Source organism: Methylobacterium phyllosphaerae (genome assembly GCF_001936175.1).
Taxonomy (GTDB): domain Bacteria; phylum Pseudomonadota; class Alphaproteobacteria; order Rhizobiales; family Beijerinckiaceae; genus Methylobacterium; species Methylobacterium fujisawaense.
Window position 1 is genome coordinate 2,514,167 of the sequence record NZ_CP015367.1, and the last position, 20,558, is coordinate 2,534,724.

Sequence of the window (20,558 nt, forward strand, 5' to 3'; positions counted from 1 at the left end):
CATCACGGGAGGGATCGATCGTGACGGAAGCGAGGGCGCATGCCCCGGCGCCGCGTGCCGCGGCGCGCCTGGAAGCCGGATTGCCGCGCAGGCTGGCGGAGCAGCTCCAGGGCGAGGCGCGGTTCGACGCGTTCACGCGCGGACGCTACAGCACGGACGCGTCGATCTACCAGATCATGCCGGCCGGCGTGGTGCTGCCGCGCTCCGCGGCCGACATCGCCGCAACCCTGCGCATCGCCGCCGAACACGGCGCGCCGGTGATCCTGCGCGGCGGCGGCACGTCGCAGAACGGCCAGCCGATCGGGTCGGGCCTGGTGGTCGACTGCTCGCGGTACTTCAACGGCGTCCGGGCCTACGATCCGAAGGCGGGCACGATCACGGTCGAGCCCGGCATGGTGCTGGAGCGGCTGAACGCCCGGGTGAAGGCCGACGGATGGTTCTTCCCCGTCGAGCCCTCGACGGCGACCCGCTGCACCATCGGCGGTATGGCGGGCAACAATTCCTGCGGCGCCCGCTCCCTGCGCTACGGCAAGATGAGCGACAACGTCCTGGCGATGGAGGCGCTGTTCCACGACGGCGAGGCCTTCGGCTTCGGACTGACCGGTGACGTCCGGTCGGGCGTGAACGGCTCGGATCGGGCGGCGGCGCTGGCCGCGAGGATGCGCGGCCTCGCCGAGGATCACCGCGCCGAGATCGAGGCGCGCTTCCCGAAGGTCCAGCGCCGCGTCGGCGGCTACAACCTCGACGCGCTGATCGAAGCGCAGCCGAACCTTGCGCACCTGCTCGTCGGATCCGAGGGCACGCTGGCCGCGACCACGGCGGTGACGCTGAAGCTCTCGCGCCTGCCGACGCACCGGGTGATGGGCGTGTGCCACCTCCCATCCTTCCGGGCCGCCATGGAGACGACCCGGCACATCGTCGGCCTGGACCCGGTGGCGGTCGAGCTCGTCGACAACAACGTCCTCGTGCTCGGCGCCGATATCCCGCTGTTCCGCACGACGCTGGCCGACATCACCCGCGGACAGCCGAACTGCCTGCTGCTCACCGAATTCGCCGGCGACGACCTCGCCGCCGTGACGCGCGACCTGAAGCGCCTCGACGCCTGCATGGCCGATCACGGCTTCCCGGACGCCGTCGTGGAGGTGATCGAGCCCGCCCGCCAGAAATCGGTGTGGGAGGTTCGCGAGGCCTGCCTCAACATCATGATGTCCATGAAGGGCGACGCCAAGCCGGTCTCCTTCATCGAGGATTGCGCCGTCCCGCTGGAGCACCTCGCCGATTACACAGACGCGGTCACGGCGGTCTTTGCCAAGCACGGCACCCGCGGCACGTGGTACGCCCACGCTTCGGTGGGCTGCCTGCACGTTCGCCCGATCCTCGACATGAAGGAGGCTGGCGACGTCCGCCGGATGCGCGCGATCGCGGAGGAGACCTCCGAGCTGGTGCGCCGCTACAAGGGCTCGTATTCCGGCGAGCATGGCGACGGCATCTCACGCTCGGAATACATCGAGCCGCTGTTCGGCTCGGTCCTGACGCGCGCCTTCGAGGATGTGAAGGATGCGTTCGATCCCGAGAACCGCCTCAACCCCGGCAAGATCGTGCGCCCGCTCGCGATGGATGACCGGTCTCTGTTCCGCTTCAAGCCCGACTACACGGTGACGGAGCCGATGAAGCCGGCGCTCGACTGGTCGGATTGGGGCGGCTTCGGCTCCGCCGTCGAGATGTGCAACAACAACGGCACCTGCCGGAAGCTCGCCGGCGGCGCCATGTGCCCGTCCTACCGGGTGACGGGGGAGGAACAGCACCTCACGCGCGGCCGCGCCAATTCCCTGCGGCTCGCCATCTCGGGCCAGCTCGGCAAGGAGGCCTTCACCAGCCCGGAGATGAAGCGGACTCTCGATCTCTGCGTCTCCTGCAAGGCCTGCCGCCGGGAATGCCCGACCGGCGTGGACATGGCCAAGATGAAGATCGAGTTCCTGCACCATTACCACGCCCGCCACGGGCTGCCGCTCCGCGAGCGGCTCATCGCCATGATGCCGCTCTATGCCGGGGCGGCCGCGAAGCTCGCGCCGATCCTCAATCTGCGCGACCGGTACCCGGCCCTCGCGGCCCTGTCGGAGCGCGTCGCCGGCCTGTCGGCCAGGCGCTCGTTGCCGCGCTGGCGTCGGCCCTGGAGCGAGCAGGGCGAACCCGCGCATACCCACGACGTCGCGGGGGATTTCCGCGACGTGATCCTCTTCGGCGACACCTTCAACCGCGCCTTCGAGCGGGAGAATCTCGAGGCGGCCGAGCGCGTGCTGCTGGCCGCGGGCTACCGGCTGCATCGGGTCTATCCGGCCCGCGGCCGGCGCCCGCTCTGCTGCGGCCGGACGTGGCTCTCCGCCGGCCAGACGGACCGGGCCCGGCTGGAGGCGCGCCGAACCCTCGACGCGCTTCTGCCCTTCGTCCGCGCGGGCGCGCGGGTCGTCGGCCTGGAACCATCCTGCCTGCTCACGTTCCGGGACGAGTTCACAGCGCTCCTCCCCGGTGCGGATTCGGCGCTTCTGGCGCGGCAGTCCGTCCTGTTCGAGGAGCTGCTGGCGGCAGACCTGACGGCGGGCCGGATCGCGCTACCGTTCGCGGATCAGGGCGGGCGCGTCGCGCACCTGCACGGCCATTGCCACCAGAAGTCGTTCGGCGTGATGGGCTCGGTGGAGACGGTGCTCCGGGCCGTGCCGGGGCTCGACCTACGGGTCGTCGAATCGAGCTGCTGCGGCATGGCCGGCGCCTTCGGCTACCGGCCGGAATCCATCGAGACATCCTTCGCCATGGCAGAGCTGTCGCTGTTCCCGACCCTGCGCGCCGCCGGGCCGGACGATCTCGTGATCGCCGACGGGACGAGCTGCCGACATCAGATTCACGATGGCCTCGGTCTCGAGGCGGAACATGTGGCTCGCGTTCTCGATCGGGCCCTCGTGCCTCGACACTCCATTGCCGGAGACTTACACATACACAACAGGTCGCACTGATCTGGTTTGTGTCGGGGGACCATGAACAAGATCGAGCCCGGGATCGGCATCAGCCGCCGCTACCTCCACGACGAGGTCGCGGACCGGATGCGGGAGCTGATCCGGTCCGGGGAGATGGAGCCGAAGGCCCGGATCAACGAGAGCGAGCTGACGGAGCGCTTCGGGATCTCGCGGACCCCGCTCCGCGAGGCGATCAAGATCCTGGCGACGGAAGGGCTGCTCGAACTGCTTCCGAACCGCGGGGCGCGGGTCGCCAGCATCTCGGAGACCGAGCTCGAGGAAATGATGGAGGTGATCGCCGGGCTCGAGGCGACCGCCGGGGACCTGGCCTGCCGCACCATCACCGACGCCGAGATCGACGCCCTCGCGGTCGACCACGACGCGATGGTGGCGGCCTGGCAGTCGGGCGACGAGGCGGGCTACTTCAGCCACAATCGCCGGATCCACGAAGGCATCATGGCGGCCAGTCGCAACGTCATTCTGGCGAATATCTACGAGAGCCTGTCCGGCCGGATCCAAAGGTCGCGGTATTCCGCGCACCAGACCCCAGATCAGTGGGCCCGCGCGGTCTCCGAGCACGAACGGATGATCGAACTCCTCCGTGCTCGGGACGGCGCTGCCCTGGCCGTCCTGATGCGCGAGCATATCCGCGGGAAGAAGTCCGTCATCGCCGCCAATTACGGCGCGGCGGAGGTTGCCTGAAGGCTCAGCCCGGCATCCCCGTCATCTCGAACCAGAACGACGCGCCCGGGGTGCGGGAATCGTTCGCGTAGAGGAACGGAATGTCCGGTCCGGTCGCGCGGGCGGCAAAGACCGTCTTCACCCGGGCGCTCATCGCCGGGTCCTGACAGATATACATCACCGGCACGGTCACGCGGAACGGCGGAGCGCCGCACAGCAGCATCGCGGCCAGAAGATACTGCTCGTTGTACAGGCGGCAATTCCAGGCTGACGGATAATCGTCCGGAATGAAGATGTCGTGGATCTGTACGATCACGCCCGGCGCGAGGCGCGGCATCACCTCGAAAAAGAACACCGTGACGTCGGAATTCGCGAAGGACCGATGCGATCCATCGAAGAACAGGATGTCGCCGGCCTTCAGTTCCTCGAAGATTTTCAGGTCGCAGGATTCCAGCGGGCTGCGGACGGTCCAGTCGCACAGGGCGTCGATCTCGCGGCGTGGCATCGGATCGATGGAGGTGATCCGCGTCGGCAGCTTCAGCGTGTCGATCGCGTGGCGCGCGAAGCAGGTCGAGCACCCGGAGCCGATCTCGAAGTATCGTTCAGGGCGCTTCCAGGCCAGCATCGTCAGCAGGGCGGCGCCGTCGAGGGCGGTGAACCACGTGTTGTTCCAGTGCGGTGCAGCCGAACCCGCAGCGTGGGCGTCGTGCGGGACGCTGTGGAGCAAGTCGGCCTGCGCTTCCAGGGCGGTGAGGAATGCCTCGTAGGCCGCATGGTTCTGGCCGAGGACGGCTTTGAGCCGGCCGTGCGGCGCCTGGCCCGGCTTCCATCGCGCGGACGGCACGACCGGATAGTAATCGTGGACCGTATGACTCCAGCGGAAGGCTTCGCCGCTCGCCCGGAAGATATCCACCCCCGCGCGTCGGCCGGCAGTCCTGACAACGTCCTTCAGCATGGTGCCTCCCGGGTTCCGGGTGAAGGATGCCGGGATTGCAACTTCTGGTCGAGTCCGGTGGACCACCTACGCAGTCCGACCTGATTTCACGGTTAGGAGGCGATGAAGACGCACCGGCCTCGCGGCCCGCTGCGGGCGGTCTGCGCCGCGGGATGATCGTCAGGCACCCGGAGAGGTCGAAGCTTTCAGGCCGCGCTCTGCGCCCGCAACCCCGCGACCAGATCGGTGAACCGGTCACCCTGGACGATGACGTGGCTCCGGAGCGCCTCGGCCGCCCCGACTTCGTCTCCGGCGATGATGGCAGCGACGATCGCTTCGTGTTCGGCGAGCGATTGCGGCAAGCGCTGGCGCACGCGCAGCTGCAGACGCCGATACGGCGCGAGACGGCGATGCAGTGACAGCGCCTGCTCCGCCAGGAAGGCGTTGCGGCTGGCCCGATACACCACCGTATGGAACACGTAATTCTCAGCGTAATAGGCCTCGGTATCCTCCGTCGACAGGGCCCCGCGGCAGCCTTCGAGGGCCGCGCGCAGCGCGGCGGCATCCTCGGCCACGAGGCGGCGTGCGGCGAGGCGACCGCACGCCGCCTCGATTTCCGCCATCGTCTCGAACATGGCCAGCAGCAGGTGTGGCTCGGGCGCGCTGACGATGGCGCCGCGCCGGGGCTTCGTCTGGACGAGTCCGGTCACGGCGAGCTGCAGCAGCGCCTCGCGGATCGGCGTGCGCGAGACCCCGAAACGGGCCGCGAGCTGATTCTCATCGAGCCGCGATCCCAGCGCGAGTTCGCCCGCCACGATCTCGTCCTCGATTCGCTGCCGTAGCCGTTGCGCGTGGCTCATGCGCCTGGTTCCTCCCCCGATCGTCGGGCCGCGCGTCGTCCCGCCCGTTGAGGCCGGCGGATGTCCAACGCACGCGAACATTATGCTGGAGCATTGACAAAATATACAAGGCGGTTTTCCATGCATACAACGAAGCGCCCCACTATTGCGGCGCACAAAACTTTGCCGCGTTGTTTGCGGTGCGGGAGAAATCCATGACGCCAACTCGTCGCTCGCTGATCGCGGCCACGCTCGCGGCTCCGGCGGTCCTGCGGTTCGGGCTGGGCTCTGCCCAGGCCGCCACCACGCTGAAGCTGTCCCACCAGTTCCCGGGCGGCACCATCGACGAGGGCGACTTCCGCGACCGCATGTGCCGGAAGTTCGCCAAGATGGTCGGCGAGCGCTCGAAGGGCGCCCTGGACGTCCAAGTCTATCCCGGCTCCTCGCTGATGAAGACGAACGCCCAGTTCGGCGCGATGCGCAAGGGCGCCCTCGACATGTCGCTCTATCCGAGCCCCTATGCCGGCGGCGAGGTGCCGGAGCTGAATATCGGCCTGATGCCGGCGCTGGTGACGTCCTATGCCCAGGCGGTGGCCTGGAAGGCGGCGCCGGTCGGGCGCAAGCTCTCGGAAATCCTCGACGCCAAGGGGATCGTCCTGGTCTCGTGGGTCTGGCAGGCCGGCGGCGTCGCGAGCCGCGAGCGCGCCCTCGTTTCGCCGGCCGACGCCAAGGGCATGAAGGTCCGGGGCGGTTCGCGCGAGATGGACATGATGATGAAAGAGGCCGGCGCAGCCACCCTCTCCATCCCGTCGAACGAATCCTACGCGGCGATGCAGACCGGCGCCTGCGATGCGGTGATCACATCGTCCACCAGCCTGATCTCCTTCCGCCTGGAAGAGCTGTCCAAGGCCCTCACTTCGGGCCGCGAGCGCTCCTACTGGTTCATGCTCGAGCCGATCATGATGTCGAAGATCGTGTTCTCGGGCCTGCCGAAGGAGCAGCAGGACCTGATCATGGCGGTGGGCACCGAGCTGGAAGCCTTCGGCCAAGCCGGCGCCAAGGAGGATGACACTCGGGTCGAGGAGATCTTCTCCAAGGCCGGGGCCAAGGTCGTCCAGGTTGACGAGAAGTCGCTGGGTCAGTGGCGGGACCTCGCCCGCAACACGGCCTGGAAGGACTACGCCGCCAAGAACGCGAACTGCGCGGAACTGCTGAAGCTCGCGGAGCAGGTCGCGTGAGCCACGGCTTCGACGCGGCTACGGCCGCTCCGGAGGCGCGGGGCGCGGCCGAGCCGCGTCTGCCCGGCCTGCTCGGCGCCTTCGACCGGACGATGCGCCTGCTGAATCAAGTGATCCTGGCGGTCGGCGGCCTCTGCCTGGTGGCGGCCTGCCTCGTCCTGACCCACAGCGTGGTCGTCCGCTATCTCCTGAAGGAACCGACGGAGTGGCAGGACGAGATGGCGGTGTTCCTGATCATCGGGGCCACCTTCCTGTCGGCCGCCGGCGTCCAGGCCAAGCGCGGCCACGTCGCGATCGAGGCCCTGACCGGTCTCCTGCCGCCGGCCGCCAACCGCGTGCGCCTTCTGCTGGCCGACATCGTCAGCCTCGCCTTCTGCCTGTTCTTCGCCTGGAAGAGCTGGTCGCTGGATCACGAGGCCTGGGTCGACGGGCAGGTCTCGCAATCGACCTGGGGGCCGCCCCTCTGGATCCCCTATACGCTGATGTCCGTCGGGATGAGCCTGCTGTGCATCCAGTTCGTCCTCCAGATTGCCGAGGGCCTGGCCTACGGGCCGCGGGCCGCCGGCTGGGCACAGCCCAAGATCGGGCTCGGGGCCGACGTCAACCGCGACATGCACGGGGCGCCCGAGGTTGCGCCTCGAGGACCGGATCCGATGGGTCAGACCGTTTCCGCGAAGGTTGAACGATGAGCACGGCCGCGATCGGCTTCCTGTACGCGGGCGCGACCCTGGGTGCGATGCTCTCGGGCATCCCCATCGCCTTCGCCCTCGGCTTCGTGGCGCTCGCCTTCATGGTGGCGTTCATGCCCGGCGCCTCCCTCGATACGGTGGCGCAGAACGTCTACGAGGAGATGGCCTCCATCACCCTGCTGTCGATCCCGCTCTTCATCCTGAAGGGTGCGGCCATCGGCCGGTCCAAGGCCGGGCAGGACCTCTACTCGGCCATGCACGCCTGGATGCACCGCATCCCGGGCGGTCTCGGCATCGCCAACGTGTTCGCCTGTGCGCTGTTCGCCGCCATGGCGGGCTCGAGCCCGGCAACCTGCTCGGCGATCGGCTCGGCCGGCATCCCGGAGATGCGCAAGCGCGGCTACTCGCCGGGCTTCGCCGCCGGGATCATCGCGGCGGGCGGCACGCTCGGAATCCTGCTGCCGCCTTCGATCACCATGATCCTGTACGCGGTGGCGGCCGAGCAGTCGCTCGGACGCCTGTTCCTCGCCGGTATCGGACCCGGGCTGCTGCTCGTGGCCCTGTTCGCGGCGTGGTCGATCGTGCGCTTCCGCTCGGAATACGCCGCGGCCAAGGCCGTGATGGAGCGTGGCGGACCGGCCTCGCCGATCCTGGCCGACGATCAGTACAGCATGGCGCAGCGCTTCTCGACGCTGCCGCGGGTCCTGCCCTTCGTGGTCCTGCTCACCGGCGTGATGGTGGCGCTCTACGGCGGCTACGCCACGCCCTCGGAAACCGCGGGTCTCGGCGGCCTGATGGCGCTGGCGCTCATCGCCGCGATCTACGGCGTCTGGCGGTTCCGCGACGTCACGCCGATCCTGACCGCGACCCTGCGGGAATCGACCATGCTGATGCTGATCATCGGCATGTCGCTGCTCTACGCCTACGTGATGAGCTACCTGCACATCTCGCAATCGGCCGCCGCTGCGATCGTCGCGATGCAGCTCTCGCCCTGGCTGCTGCTGCTGACCATCCTGGCGTTGGTGATCGCGCTGGGCTTCTTCCTGCCGCCGGTCTCGATCATCCTGATGACGGCGCCGATCATCCTGCCGCCGCTCAAGGCTGCCGGCTTCGACCTCGTGTGGTTCGGCGTGGTGATGACCATCACCATGGAGATGGGCCTGATCCACCCGCCGGTGGGCCTGAACATCTTCGTCATCAAGAACATCGCCCCCGACATCCCGCTGTCGGACATCATCTGGGGGACGTTGCCCTTCGTGATCCTGATGGCGGTGGCGATCCTGATCCTGTGCCTCGTCCCGGGCATCGCCCTGTGGCTCCCGGACCTGCTGCTGGCGACCACACGGTAGGCGGACCGAAGCATCGATTCCTCAGGCAGGCCCTTCTCCGTCCGGGGAAGGGCCTGCCGCATGCCGGGGTGCAGCCGCGCGAGCGCCACCTCCCACGCACCGGCGGGTCGCGTCCAGGCGATGGCTGAAGCGTGCCGGGACGCCTATGGCAGCGGGCTTCCCGCACTGCCCTGATCGAAACTTCGGAACGAATCATGAGTCTCGCTTCCGTGCGCGCCTTCTTCGCCGAGAAGGCGCCCGACATCGCGGTCATCGAGCTCGAGGCCAGCACCGCGACCGTCGCCGAGGCGGCCGAGGGCCATGGCGTCGCCCCGGCGCAGATCGCCAAGACCCTGTCGATCCGCGTGGGCGATCATGTCGCTCTCGTCGTCACCCGTGGCGACGCGCGTCTCGACAACAGGAAAGCCAAGGTCGTCTTCGGCAGCAAGGTGAGGATGCTCGATCTCGGCGAGGTCGAGGCGGTTACCGGCCACCCGGTGGGCGGCGTCTGCCCGTTCGGCCTGGCCACGCCCCTGCCCGTCTACTGCGACGTCTCGCTCCAAGCGTTCGACGAGGTGGTGCCGGCCGCCGGCGGCACCCACAGCTCCGTGCGGATCGCGCCGGCGCGGATGGCCGAACTGACCGGCGCCGCCTGGGTCGATGTCTGCGCGCTGCCGACCTGAGGGCTGCCCTCAGCGCCCGGTCCAGTTGGGCGGGCGCTTGCCCAGGAAGGCCTCCATGCCTTCGCGGAAATCCTGGCTCATGTAGCACATGAGGATCAGGTCATCGCCGGGATGTGGCGCGCCCTCGGCGACCGCCTCCTCTTCCGCCAGCCGCCGGAGCCCTTCCTTGGTCGCCTGCATGGTCAGCGGCGCGTGGTTGGCGAGGAGCTGCGCCAGGGTATCGACCCGCTCGGTGAGCGCGGCACGATCGTCCACCATCTCGCCGATCAGCCCGATGGCCAGCGCCTCCTCGGCCCCGACCAGGCGGGCGGTGAAGATGATGTCCTTCACCCGCGCCGGCCCGATCAGACCGGAAAGCCGCTTCAGATTGCCCTGGCTCAGGCAATTGCCCAGCGTCCGGGCGATGGGGAAGCCGAAGCGGGCATCGCGGGTGGCGATGCGGAGGTCGCAGGCCGCCGCGATGGCCGCGCCGCCGCCCGTGCACGCACCCGCGATGGCCGCGATGGTCGGAACCCGCAGCCGCTCCAGGGAGCCCAGCACCTTGTCCATGAACCGCTCGTAGCCCAGCGCATCCTCCGCCGTGCTGAAGCTGCGGAACTGGGCGATGTCGGTGCCGGCCGCGAAAGCCTTCTCGCCGGCACCGGTGATGACCAGCGCCTTGATGGCCGGATTGCCGGCGATCGCCTCGCAGCAGGTGATCAGGCCCTGATACATCGCGAAGGTGAGCGCGTTGCGGGCCTGCGGCCGATTCAGGACGATGCGGGCGATGCCGGCCTCATCGGTCGTGAACAGCAGTTCGTCGGTGGCGGGCGTGGCACTCATGCGCGGGGTCTCCGGGTGGCGGGGTCAGGCCGCGGTCTCGCGGACCACGCCGCGCGCGATCAGCGCGTCGATCTCGGCCGAGGCGTATCCGGCCTCCGCCAGGATCGCCCGGGAATGCTCGCCAAGCAACGGGGCCGGCCCATGCACGCGCCCCGGGGTCTCCGAGAACTTCACCGGCAGGCCGAGGGTCTTCATGCGGCCGACCCGCGGGTGTTCGACCTCCACCACCATCTCGCGGGCGAGGGCCTGCGGATCCCGGTGCATGGCATTGACGTCGAGCACCGGCCCGGCCGGGACGCCGCCGGCTTCGAGCCGGGCGAGCCATTCGGCCGAGCTGTGCGCCCGGAAGACCGGTGCGAGGGTCGCGGCGAGTTCGTGCCGGTTGGCCATCCGGTCGCGATTCATGGCGAAGCGCGGGTCATCGGCGAGACTGTCGGCTCCGATCGCCTTCAGCAGGCGCAGCCAGTTGGTCTGGTTGGCCGCGCCGATGGTGATCCAGCCGTCGGCGGTCTCGAACGCCTCGTAGGGTGCGTTCAGCGGATGGGCCGAGCCCATCGGCCCCGGCGCGATCCCGGTCGCCATGGCGATGGCCGATTGCCAGTAGGTGTGGGTAATGCCCGCTTCGAACAGCGACGTGTCGACGGCCTGGCCCCGCCCCGTCCGGAGCCGGTTCGAATAGGCCGCCAGAACGCCCATGGCGGCCAGGATGCCGGCGGTGATGTCGGTGACCGGAGGCCCGCACTTCATCGGCGGCCGCCCCGGACCTTCGCCGGTGACCGACATGAGCCCGCTCATGCCCTGCGCCACGAGGTCGAATCCGGCCCGGTCGGCATAGGGCCCGGTGCGGCCGAAGCCGGACAGGGAGCAGTAGACGAGTTCGGGAAACTCCTCGCGCAGCGTCTCGTAGCCGATCCCGAGGCGCTCCATCGTGCCGCCGCGGTAGTTCTCGATCAGCGCGTCGGCCCCCTTGAGCAGGCGGCGCAGGACCGCGACACCGTCCGGGTCCTTCAGGTCGAGACTGATGCCGCGCTTGCCGCGGTTCATCATCATGTAGGCGGCGCTCTCGCCTTCCAGGGCCGGCGGAACGGTGCGACGCGTGTCGTCGCCGTCCATCTTCTCGACCTTGATCACCTCCGCGCCCATGTCGGCGAGCATCAGCCCGCAGACCGGACCGGCCATGATGTGGGCGAGCTCGATCACCCGCATCCCGGCGAGCGGACCGGACCGTTTCATCGCTTCCGCCATCGCGCGCTACTCCCCGGCCGCCACGGAGCCCACGCGACCATTGAGTGGCGGGGCGGGATCCACGAATTCCCGCTCGGGGTGCATCGTGAAGGCCAGCGCCGCACCGAGCAGGCACAGGCCGATCGAACCGACGAAGGGCAGCGTCCAGCTCCCCGTCATGTCGACGATCACGCCGAAGACGATCGGCGAGACGATCGCGGCCACGGCCGAACCGGTATTCATCAATCCGCTGGCGGTGCCGGCATATTTCGGCGCGATATCCATTGGCACGGACCAGATCGGCCCGATGACCAGCTCGGCGAAGAAGAAACCCGAGGACAGGAGCAGCGCCACCAGGGTCAGATCCCGCGTCATGAAAACGCCGGCGAGGCTCGCAGCGGCGCCGAGGAACCCGACGACGATCACCGACAGGCGGGCGAGCTTCACCTTGCCAGTCCGGTGCAGGATGGCGTCGCTCATCATGCCGCCAACCGTGTCGCCCACCACGCCGGCGAAGAACACGCCCGAAGCGAACAGCGCCGAGTTCTTCAGGTCGAGGCTGTAGTTCTCCTTGAAGAAGCTCGGCAGCCAGCCGAGGAACAGCCACAGGGTCCAGCCGTAGCAGAAATACGTGATGGTGACCGGCAGCATGCGGCGGGTCAGAGCGCCCCACGGGACGCTCTGCTTCGCCCCGACCTTGCGGGGCGGCGGCAGCGTGTCGAGTTCGGCCCGGGTGATCGCCGGGTGGTCGGAGGGATCGTCGCGGAAATACAGCCACCAGATCGCCACCCAGATAAAGCTCACGGCGCCGAGGATCACGAAGCTGGTCCGCCACCCGAAATGGAAGATCAGGAAGGCGACGATCGGCGGCGCCACCGCGTTGCCGAGGCGCGCGAAGGCGTGGGTGATGCCCTGGGCGAAGCCGCGGCGGCCGGGCGCGGTCCAGTTCTGCATTGCGCGGGTGGCGGTGGGGAAGGTCGCACCTTCGCCGAAGCCGAGCAGGACCCGGGCCAGGAATAGGCTCACCAAGCCGCCGACCATTCCGGTCAGGATCGTCGCGGCAGCCCAGATCACGCCGCAGGCGAGCAGCGTGCGCCGGGCGCCGAACTTGTCGCCGACCGACCCGCCGATCACTTGGAAGATCGCGTAGGGATACGCGAAGGCCGACAGAATCAGACCGAAATCGGTTTTCGACATCCCGAAATCGCGCATGATCTCTGCGCCGGCGGTCGCGATGTTCACCCGGTCCAGATAGGTGATGAAATACATCACGCAGAGCAGGCCGAGCACGCCGTTCGTGGCGCTGATGCGCTTCGACATCGACCGTTCCTCCCATCGGGGCGCCGCCGCTGGCGGTCGCCGGGCGCCTCGGCTGATGGACCGGACGCTCTTTCATAATGCATTATTCAAACGCGTCGCGCGGCAGAACGCAACCGCCGACTTGTATCCGGCGCGCGATCGATCCGGTCGCCCCAACGGAAAACGGGGGCCGCCCGGGCCCCCGTTCTGGGTGATCGCGTTCGCGACGCGGGCTGTCAGGCCGTGACGGGCTGCAGCTGGTTCTGTTCGGCTTCGGTCGCTGTGCCCAGGGCCTTGCCGCGAGGCCCGACCCAGCTTCCGACCCACTTCCGCTGCCAGAGGGCGAGGCAGCCGAGCACGACCGCCGTGAAGGCGGCGTAGCCGATGAAGCCGATGGAGAACGACCCGGTATACTGCTTGGACAGGCCCATGACGTTCGGAAGGATGGCGCCTCCGAGGGCCCCGATCTCGCCGATCATCGAGCCGGCGACGGCGGTGTTGTTGGGCCACCGCAGGGGAACGAGCTGGAAGAGGGCGCCATTGCCGGCCCCAAGCGCCGCGAAGCACAGCATGAACAGGATCGTGGTCAATGCCAGCGACGGGGTCGCCGTCAGGGACAGGAGCGTGGCGATCGCCGCGAGCAGCACCACCGACAGCACGGCGATCCCGCCCATCCGATCGGCGAAGTAGCCGCCGACGATCCGAATCCCCGAGCCCATGAAGGCCGCCAGCATGGTCAGGCGCCCGGCCTCGACCTTCGTCACGGCGAACTGCTCGTAGAAGAAGGTCGGCAGGAAGTTCGACAGGCCGATGAAGCCGCCGAAGGTGATGACGTAAATCAGCGAGAACGCCCAGCCATCCTTGGTGAAGAGGCAGGAGACGTGTTCCTTGAACGACTGGTGCTCGCAATCCGGCGGCTCCTTGGCGAGCACGATCATGATCGCCAGCGGCAGGAGCATGACGATGCCGGCGAAGGCGTAGGTGGTCTGCCAGCCATAGGCCTGCGCCAGCGGCGGGGCGAACAGCACGGCCAGCACGGTGCCAGAATTGCCGGCGCCCGCGATGCCCATCGCCAAGCCCTTGTGCTCCGGTGGGAACCATCCCGATCCGAGGGACAGTGCAACGCCGAAGGACGCGCCGGCGATGCCCAGCAGGACGCCCATGGCGAGCACGTCGTTGTAGGACGAGACGAAGAGATATCCGTAGGCCATCGCCAGCATGATCACGCTCATCTCGGTGATCGCGGCATTCTTGCGGCCGATATACTGGGCCAGAATTCCAAGCGGGAAGCGCATCAGCGCCCCGGCGAGGATCGGAAGGGAGATCATGAAGCCGGTCTGGGCCGGCGTGAGCTTGAAGGTCTCGGTGATGAACGGGCCCATGGCGCCGTTCAGGACCCAGATGGCGAAGCAGAAATCGAAATAGAGGAATGCCGCGAACAGCGTCGGGGGGTGACCCGACTTCATCACCGTTTTGAAGCTGGCCATAGCTGGTGCTCGTCGAAAGGAGGCGAACCGCTGCGCGGTCGCTCATGCCGGGGATCCGGACTCACACCGTCCGCTGTTTGGAGCGCCGTTGCTCCGCCGCCGCAGCAGGCGCGGCTGATCGAGCAATGCAGCATGCGTGCCACGTCGGGTTTGATGCGCGACGCGCCGATCGCCCCAAACGGGCGGGCCCGGGATCGGGTCGGAATCGATCCAACCGCTGCCGTTCATCGAGGCAGGCCTGCCGAGTAAACGGGCGGCCGGACGGCGCCATCACGGATCGGTGAGCGCCGCAGCTCGTAATGGTTGCTGCATGCGCGCAACACAGGGGCGGAGAAACGGTCCGGAAGACCCAGTAAATTGCCTTCGATCACGGTCGGCAACTTGGCGGCAAAGCGTGAGTTTTGCTAAGCCCCGGGACGAGCTCCGCCGCGACTTCGTGCAGGCCCGCTCGATTGCGCGCCGCGGCAAGTCCCGGTGTCGCCTCCCGAGGAATTTCGATCCATGTCCGCCTCGATCCGTCGCCTTCTCCTGGCCGGCTTCACAGTCCTCGCCTTTGCCTCGACCGTTCACGCCCAGGGCCGCGGCCCGGTCGGCGATGCCGGCATCGACGGGTTCGGCGATGACGGCCAGCTCTATCAGGATCAGAGCGGTGCGCTCTATGTGCGTCGCGGCGGCCGCTACCTGCCCTATACGGGCCGCACGGATTTCGTGCGCCCCGCCCCGGCGGTCCAGGCGCCCGTCGCGCCTCCAGCCGCCAGCTTCGACCCCGACGCGACCGTCCCGGCCCGTCCGGGCGGGGCACCGCCCGCCGAAGGTCTTTCGCCCCTGGAGGCCGCGAAGGCGAAGGCCATCCTGCGCGCGCCCGACAACGAGCCGATCGATTACGCCAAGATCTATGGCCCGATCACCGACGACGTGTTCCCGGTGCAGGCGTTCAACTACAAGAAAATGAACCCGGCCTTCTTGCGCCAGGAGATCGCCTATCACGGGCCCTACGAGCCGGGGACGATCATCGTCGACCCGCGGGCCCACCAACTGACCCTGGTGGAAGGCAACGGCCGGGCCCGCCGCTACGGCGTCGGTGTCGGCAAGCAAGGCTTCTCGTGGTCGGGCACCGCGACGGTCAATTCCAAGCAGGCCTGGCCGGATTGGTACCCGCCCAAGGAGATGATTGCCCGCAGCCCGAAGCTCGCGAGCGAGGTCGACAAGCTGCAGAGCGGCCTCGGCGTCTCGGGCGGCCTGCGCAATCCCCTCGGCGCCCGGGCCATGTACCTCTGGCAGGGCAACAAGGACACGCTGTTCCGCATCCACGGGACTCTGGAGCCTTTCTCCATCGGCAAGAGCGTGTCGTCGGGCTGCATCCGCATGATCAACCAGGACGCGATCGACCTGTTCAGCCGCGTCAATGTCGGCACCAAGGTGGTCGTGCTGAATTGATGCCCGGCTGAACCGCGATCAGCCGCGCCGCCGGTAGAACCGGCGGCAGCGGCCTGCGGCTTCAGGTTAAGCCGCGGCGGTGCTCGCCGAGGATTCGCCGGACCGTGCCGGCCTCGGAACGGTAGACCAGCGTCTCGGTCTGGATCCGGTCCGGTCGGAATCGGACGCCCCGCAGAAGCGCCCCGTCCGTGATGCCCGTGGCGGCCACGATGACGTCGCCGCTCGCGAGGTCGGTCAGATCGTATTTCCGGTCGAGATCCTCGATGCCCATCTCGGCGGCCCGGCGCCGCCGGTCGGGGGTGTCGAGGATCAGGCGTCCCTGCATCTGGCCGCCGATGCAGCGCATCGCCGCGGCGGCCAGGACGCCTTCGGGAGCCGCCCCGGTTCCGAGATAGATGTCGATGCCCGTCTCCTCGGGGCTCGCGGTGAAAATGATCCCCGCGATGTCGCCGTCCGAGATCAGGCGGACCGCCGCGCCGGCCGCCCGCACCTCGGCCACGAGGGCGGCGTGCCGGGGCCGGTCGAGGATCAGGGCCGTGATCTGCTTCGGCTCGACCCCCTTGGCCCGGGCCAGGGCAGCGATGTTGTCGGTGGGACTGGCGTCGAGATCGACGAGACCCGGCGGATAGCCCGGCCCGATGGCGATCTTCTGCATGTAGACGTCGGGGGCCGCGAGGAGCGAGCCGCGCTCGGCCATCGCCATGACCGCGATCGCCCCGGGCATGTCCTTGGCGCAGAGGGTCGTTCCCTCCAGCGGATCCACCGCGATGTCGACCTCCGGCCCCTCGCCGAGACCGAGCTGCTCCCCGATGAACAACATCGGCGCCTGGTCGCGCTCCCCCTCGCCGATCACCACGGTTCCGCGGATGGGCAGGCTGTTCAGCTCGTCGCGCATCGCGTCGACCGCCGCCTGGTCCGCCGCCTTCTCGTCGCCCTGACCGCGCAATCGCGCGGCGGCGATGGCGGCGCGCTCCGTGACCCGGGCGAGTTCGAGGGCGAGCGTGCGCGGGACGCCGCGCGATGCCGACTTGGGGGCCTCAGCCATGGTTTCCTGCCTTTGTCCGAGCCCGATCTTGAGGTCGGATCCCGGGTGGACGCCGTCGAATGACGGCCGCCAAGCCTATACCCCTGTTCGCGGGCGCCCACTATCCTGCATCAAGGCCTCGCGGATCACCGTCCGGCATGCACTGTTATTCGCGCTCGATCCGGATCACCTGCGGCGGCTCCGCCAGCAGGCCGTCGGCGCCGATCGCGTCGAGGGCGTCCCGGATGTTACCCTCGGTCGCCGCATAGGTGATCAGCACCAGCGGCACGGGCCGTCCGGAGCGGCCGTGCGGATCCGTCTCCGCGCCCTCGATGCGGCGTTGCAGGATGCTCTCCAGGGATATCTCCCGCTCGGCCATCCGCTGAGCGACACCCGCCGCGACGCCCGGGCGATCATGGACGGTGAGGCGGATGTAGTAGCCGCCCTCGTGCCGCTGCATCTCCACGCGCTCACTGGGGCGCATCGCGACGGCCGGAATGCCGAAGGTCGGGCGGATCACGCCGCGCGCCACGTCGGCGATGTCGGCCACGACCGCGGAGGCCGTCGCCTCGCCGCCGGCACCGGGACCGATCAGCGTCAGCTCGCCCACCGCATCCGCGTCGATCGTCACGGCGTTGGTCACGCCCATGACCTGCGCGATGGCGGAGGATTTCGGCACCATCGTCGGGTGGACCCGCTGCTCGATGCCGGCCTCGGCCGCCTGCGCGACGCCGAGGAGCTTGATCCGGTAGCCGAGCTCGTCCGCCATGCGCAGGTCGAGAGGCTGCACCCGGGAGATGCCCTCCACCGACACGCCCTCGGCGTCGACCGCGGTCCCGAAGGCCAGGCTCGTCAGAATCGCGAGCTTGTGGGCCGTGTCGAAACCTTCGACGTCGAAGGTCGGATCGGCCTCGGCGTAGCCCAGGGCCTGCGCATCCTTCAGGCAGGCCTCGAAGGTCAGGCCCTCGCGCTCCATGCGGCTGAGGATGTAGTTGCAGGTGCCGTTGAGAATTCCGTAGACGCGGGAGATCGTGTTGCCCGGCAGGCCCTCGCGGAGGGTCTTGATAACCGGGATGCCGCCGGCCACCGCCGCCTCGAAGGCGAGGGCTACGCCCTTGTCCTCGGCGCGCGTGGCGAGGGCGGCACCGTGGCGGGCAAGCAGCGCCTTGTTGGCGGTCACCACCGGCTTGCCGGCATCCAGCGCCGCCTCGACCACCGCCTTGGCCGGTCCTTCGGCGCCGCCGATCAGCTCGACCACGCAGTCCACGGAACCGGACCGGGCGAGCGCCACCGGATCGTCGAACCATTCGATGCCGGCGAGGTCGAGGCCGCGGTCCCGGGTGCGGTCCCGCGAGGACACCGCCGTGACGCGGAGATCGAGGCCCGCGGCGGTAAAGGCGGCGCGGCGGCGCTCGACCATCCGGACCACGGACGCACCGACGGTCCCGAGTCCGGCGATCCCGAGGCGAAAGCTCACTGTCATGACCCCTTCCGTACCCGGGCGACCGTGATGGGCCGGGCGCCCGATGCGGCGCACTTCTGCAAGAATTCCGCACCGCCCGCAAGGAAACGGCCCCGGATCGCCGGACGGCTCACCCGGCGGACTCGCGGTGCCGCACCGCCGTCGCCACCAGGGCGTAGAGGATGACGGCGTTCAGCACGTGCCAGAGCGGATGGGTGCCGGTCGGCAGAAGCGTGCAGGCGGCCTGATCGGCGGTCCGCGCGGCGAGCGAGATCAGGAACAGGAGGCCGATCCCGGCGAGCCGCCGCCCGGTCCCGAGAAAGCGCTCCTCCGGCCGACGCGTGACCGCGCCCGCGATCCCGAACAGCGCCAGCAGGGCGGGCAGGTAGTCGACCGATCCGTTGGTGAGCCGCGCGACGTCGAGGCCGGTAAGCCCGTCGAGCACGGGCGTGAGGGCGAAGCCGAGGAGCGCGAAGCCCCCCGTCGCCGCAGCGACCCGGATCGGCGCCAGCCTCAGGAATCGCCGCAGGGCGAGCGCGAGATACGCGTAGATGAACAGGGCGATCGGGATCACGTCGGCCAGCATCGACCAGTAGACCGCCAGCGTGTGAAACAGGAACGAGCCGATGCCCACCACCGCGACCAGGGCGGATAGGGCGAGGCCGGCTCGGTCCGGCGGCTCGGCTGCGGAGGCGCGTCGTGCAGCAGCGGCAGCCGCCACGAGGAAAGCCGCGTTCGACAGGGCGTTGGCCGGCTCGGCCCAGAATTGCGGACCGCCGCGCTCGCAATAGGCTCTCACCGGCTCGAACCAGTCCATCCGCCGACCCTAGATCCCCGTCCTTGCGCCGGGATGGCCTTGTCAGCGCGACGCGAAGCGCGGATGACGGCCCGGCGGCGACCGGAAGCGAGGCGATGCGGATCACCACCTGGAACGTCAATTCGATCAAGCAGCGGCTCCCGCATCTTCTCGCCTTCCTCGAGGAAGCGCGGCCCGACGTGGTCTGCCTGCAGGAACTCAAGTGCCAGGACGAGGCCTTCCCGCGGGCCGACATCGAGGCGGCGGGCTACACGGTCGAGACGCTGGGCCAGAAGGCCTATAACGGCGTGGCGCTCCTCGTCCGGGAACCGCTCACCCTCTCCGAGATCCGGCGCGGGCTTCCGGGCGATGCGTCGGACGAGCAGGCCCGCTACATTGAGGCGCTCATTTCCGGCGCGGAGACGCGCCCGGTCCGCGTGGCGTCGATCTATCTGCCGAACGGCAATCCGGTGGACAGCCCGAAATACGCCTACAAGCTCGCCTTCATGGAGCGGCTGCGGCTCCACGCCCGGGCACTCCTGCAGGACGAGATCGCGGTGGTGCTGGCGGGCGACTACAACGTCATCCCGGAACCTGCCGACGCGGCCGATCCGGAGGCTTGGCGCTCCGACGCGCTCTTTCTCGGAACGACCCGCGCGGCGTTCCGGGCGCTTCTCGCCGAGGGCTATACCGATGCGCTGCGCGCCTGCGACCCGCGCGATGGGCTCTACACCTTCTGGGATTACCAGGCCGGTTGCTGGCAGCGAAATGCCGGGATCCGCATCGATCACGTTCTGCTGTCGCCCCAGGCCGGCGACCGCCTGGTCTCGGCCTCGGTCCAGAAGCATCTGCGCGGGCTCGACAAGCCGTCGGATCATGTGCCGGTGACGGTGGAACTGACGGCCGGCTGAAAAGATAACCCATGTTGGCGGGCGCAGCGACCAGACCGGTCGCCACCCGTCTTTCAGCTCAGGAGCCACGCTTGATCGTCTACGGTACCGGCTATTCGCCCTACGTCCGCAAGGTCCTGGTCTCGCTCGCCGAGAAGGGCATCGCCTACGAGCACAGGCCTGTGATGTTCCACGCGCCGGATGCCGACTTCCAGGCGGCCAGCCCGCTCGGGAAGATCCCAGCCATCGAAGACGATGGTTTCCGCCTTGCCGATTCCTCGGCGATCCTCTGGTATCTGGAGCGGAAGCACCCGACGCCGGCCCTCGTTCCGACCGAACCGAAGGCGCTCGGCCGCGCCGTCTGGTTCGACAAGTTCGGCGACACCGAACTGTTCGCGAAGCTGATCGTGCCTTTCGTCCAGCGGGTGCTGAAACCCAACATGATGAAGCAGCCGACCGACGAAGGTGCGGTCGCCCAGGCGCTCGACACGGACCTGCCGCCGCTGTTCGACTATCTGGAGCGCGAGATCTCGGGCCCGTATCTGGTCGGTGACGCGTTCAGCATCGCCGACATCTCCATCGCGACCAGCTTCTACAATCTGCATTTGGCGCAGGCGAAGGTCGATGCCGACCGCTGGCCGAAGCTTGCGGCCTATGTCGACGCCACGCTGGCGCGGCCGTCGTTCAAGGCCGCACTCGAGGCCAAGAAGGGCTGAA

18 protein-coding genes are annotated in these 20,558 nt (G+C 68.7%); 9 read left to right on the forward strand and 9 right to left on the reverse strand.

Going from position 1 to position 20,558, the window contains the following annotated elements; all coding sequences use genetic code 11:
- Positions 1-20: 20 nt before the first annotated feature.
- The gene (locus MCBMB27_RS11265) at positions 21-3,008 is read left to right on the forward strand and encodes an FAD-binding and (Fe-S)-binding domain-containing protein (RefSeq protein WP_075380443.1); all 2,988 of its coding nucleotides are present in this window, start codon (positions 21-23) and stop codon (positions 3,006-3,008) included.
- Between the two features lie 21 nt (positions 3,009-3,029).
- Positions 3,030-3,710 carry a GntR family transcriptional regulator gene (locus tag MCBMB27_RS11270; RefSeq protein WP_043353288.1) on the forward strand — a complete coding sequence of 227 codons (681 nt, stop codon included), beginning with the start codon at positions 3,030-3,032 and terminating at the stop codon, positions 3,708-3,710.
- A gap of 4 nt (positions 3,711-3,714) precedes the next feature.
- Here the strand turns inward: MCBMB27_RS11270 and MCBMB27_RS11275 are convergent, their stop codons facing one another.
- Positions 3,715-4,644 (reverse strand): class I SAM-dependent methyltransferase, encoded by a 930-nt coding sequence (locus MCBMB27_RS11275; RefSeq protein WP_043353290.1) that lies wholly within the window; start codon positions 4,642-4,644, stop codon positions 3,715-3,717.
- A gap of 185 nt (positions 4,645-4,829) precedes the next feature.
- A complete protein-coding gene (locus tag MCBMB27_RS11280) occupies positions 4,830-5,483 on the reverse strand; it encodes a GntR family transcriptional regulator (RefSeq protein WP_043353293.1) in 654 nt (217 codons plus the stop codon).
- 194 nt (positions 5,484-5,677) lie between these two features.
- Between MCBMB27_RS11280 and dctP the strand changes: the two genes are divergently transcribed.
- The 4 genes from dctP (at position 5,678) to MCBMB27_RS11300 (ending at position 9,400) form a co-directional block, all read left to right on the forward strand.
- Positions 5,678-6,700 (forward strand): TRAP transporter substrate-binding protein DctP, encoded by a 1,023-nt coding sequence (gene dctP, locus MCBMB27_RS11285; protein WP_043353295.1) that lies wholly within the window; start codon positions 5,678-5,680, stop codon positions 6,698-6,700.
- A complete protein-coding gene (locus MCBMB27_RS11290; RefSeq protein ID WP_043380051.1) occupies positions 6,697-7,389 on the forward strand; it encodes a TRAP transporter small permease in 693 nt (230 codons plus the stop codon). The genes dctP and MCBMB27_RS11290 overlap by 4 nt, the downstream gene beginning before the upstream one ends.
- The gene (locus MCBMB27_RS11295; protein WP_043356157.1) at positions 7,386-8,738 is read left to right on the forward strand and encodes a TRAP transporter large permease; all 1,353 of its coding nucleotides are present in this window, start codon (positions 7,386-7,388) and stop codon (positions 8,736-8,738) included. Before MCBMB27_RS11290 ends, MCBMB27_RS11295 begins: the two co-directional genes overlap by 4 nt.
- Before the next feature lie 194 nt (positions 8,739-8,932).
- Positions 8,933-9,400 carry a YbaK/EbsC family protein gene (locus MCBMB27_RS11300; RefSeq protein WP_075380444.1) on the forward strand — a complete coding sequence of 156 codons (468 nt, stop codon included), beginning with the start codon at positions 8,933-8,935 and terminating at the stop codon, positions 9,398-9,400.
- Between the two features lie 9 nt (positions 9,401-9,409).
- Here the strand turns inward: MCBMB27_RS11300 and MCBMB27_RS11305 are convergent, their stop codons facing one another.
- The 4 genes from MCBMB27_RS11305 to MCBMB27_RS11320 all read right to left on the reverse strand — a co-directional run bounded on the left by MCBMB27_RS11305 (position 9,410) and on the right by MCBMB27_RS11320 (position 14,232).
- Complete coding sequence (locus MCBMB27_RS11305; RefSeq protein WP_053609882.1) at positions 9,410-10,222, reverse strand: enoyl-CoA hydratase/isomerase family protein; 813 nt, start codon at positions 10,220-10,222, stop codon at positions 9,410-9,412.
- A 24-nt stretch (positions 10,223-10,246) separates the two neighbouring features.
- Positions 10,247-11,467 carry a CaiB/BaiF CoA transferase family protein gene (locus tag MCBMB27_RS11310; protein ID WP_075380445.1) on the reverse strand — a complete coding sequence of 407 codons (1,221 nt, stop codon included), beginning with the start codon at positions 11,465-11,467 and terminating at the stop codon, positions 10,247-10,249.
- Between the two features lie 6 nt (positions 11,468-11,473).
- Positions 11,474-12,766 (reverse strand): MFS transporter, encoded by a 1,293-nt coding sequence (locus MCBMB27_RS11315; RefSeq protein WP_075380446.1) that lies wholly within the window; start codon positions 12,764-12,766, stop codon positions 11,474-11,476.
- Positions 12,767-12,981: 215 nt separating this feature from the next.
- On the reverse strand, positions 12,982-14,232 hold the full coding sequence (locus tag MCBMB27_RS11320; RefSeq protein WP_043380057.1) for a nitrate/nitrite transporter: 1,251 nt from the start codon (positions 14,230-14,232) through the stop codon (positions 12,982-12,984).
- Between the two features lie 501 nt (positions 14,233-14,733).
- Between MCBMB27_RS11320 and MCBMB27_RS11325 the strand changes: the two genes are divergently transcribed.
- Positions 14,734-15,669: a L,D-transpeptidase gene (locus MCBMB27_RS11325; RefSeq protein ID WP_043758118.1), complete on the forward strand. Its 936-nt coding sequence runs from the start codon at positions 14,734-14,736 to the stop codon at positions 15,667-15,669.
- 61 nt (positions 15,670-15,730) lie between these two features.
- On the opposite strand, the gene glpX is transcribed toward MCBMB27_RS11325, so the two are convergent.
- From glpX to MCBMB27_RS11340, 3 genes are all read right to left on the reverse strand, one after another.
- On the reverse strand, positions 15,731-16,714 hold the full coding sequence (gene glpX / locus MCBMB27_RS11330; protein ID WP_043345791.1) for a class II fructose-bisphosphatase: 984 nt from the start codon (positions 16,712-16,714) through the stop codon (positions 15,731-15,733).
- Between the two features lie 145 nt (positions 16,715-16,859).
- Positions 16,860-18,176: a homoserine dehydrogenase gene (locus MCBMB27_RS11335; protein ID WP_075380447.1), complete on the reverse strand. Its 1,317-nt coding sequence runs from the start codon at positions 18,174-18,176 to the stop codon at positions 16,860-16,862.
- A 109-nt stretch (positions 18,177-18,285) separates the two neighbouring features.
- Entirely contained in the window at positions 18,286-18,972 is a 687-nt protein-coding gene (locus MCBMB27_RS11340; RefSeq protein ID WP_075380448.1) for a ceramidase domain-containing protein, read from the reverse strand.
- 95 nt (positions 18,973-19,067) lie between these two features.
- Between MCBMB27_RS11340 and xth the strand changes: the two genes are divergently transcribed.
- Together xth and MCBMB27_RS11350 are read left to right on the forward strand one after the other, a co-directional pair.
- The gene (gene xth / locus MCBMB27_RS11345) at positions 19,068-19,862 is read left to right on the forward strand and encodes an exodeoxyribonuclease III (protein ID WP_075380449.1); all 795 of its coding nucleotides are present in this window, start codon (positions 19,068-19,070) and stop codon (positions 19,860-19,862) included.
- 71 nt (positions 19,863-19,933) lie between these two features.
- Positions 19,934-20,557 carry a glutathione S-transferase family protein gene (locus tag MCBMB27_RS11350; RefSeq protein WP_043380068.1) on the forward strand — a complete coding sequence of 208 codons (624 nt, stop codon included), beginning with the start codon at positions 19,934-19,936 and terminating at the stop codon, positions 20,555-20,557.
- Position 20,558 lies beyond the last annotated feature (1 nt).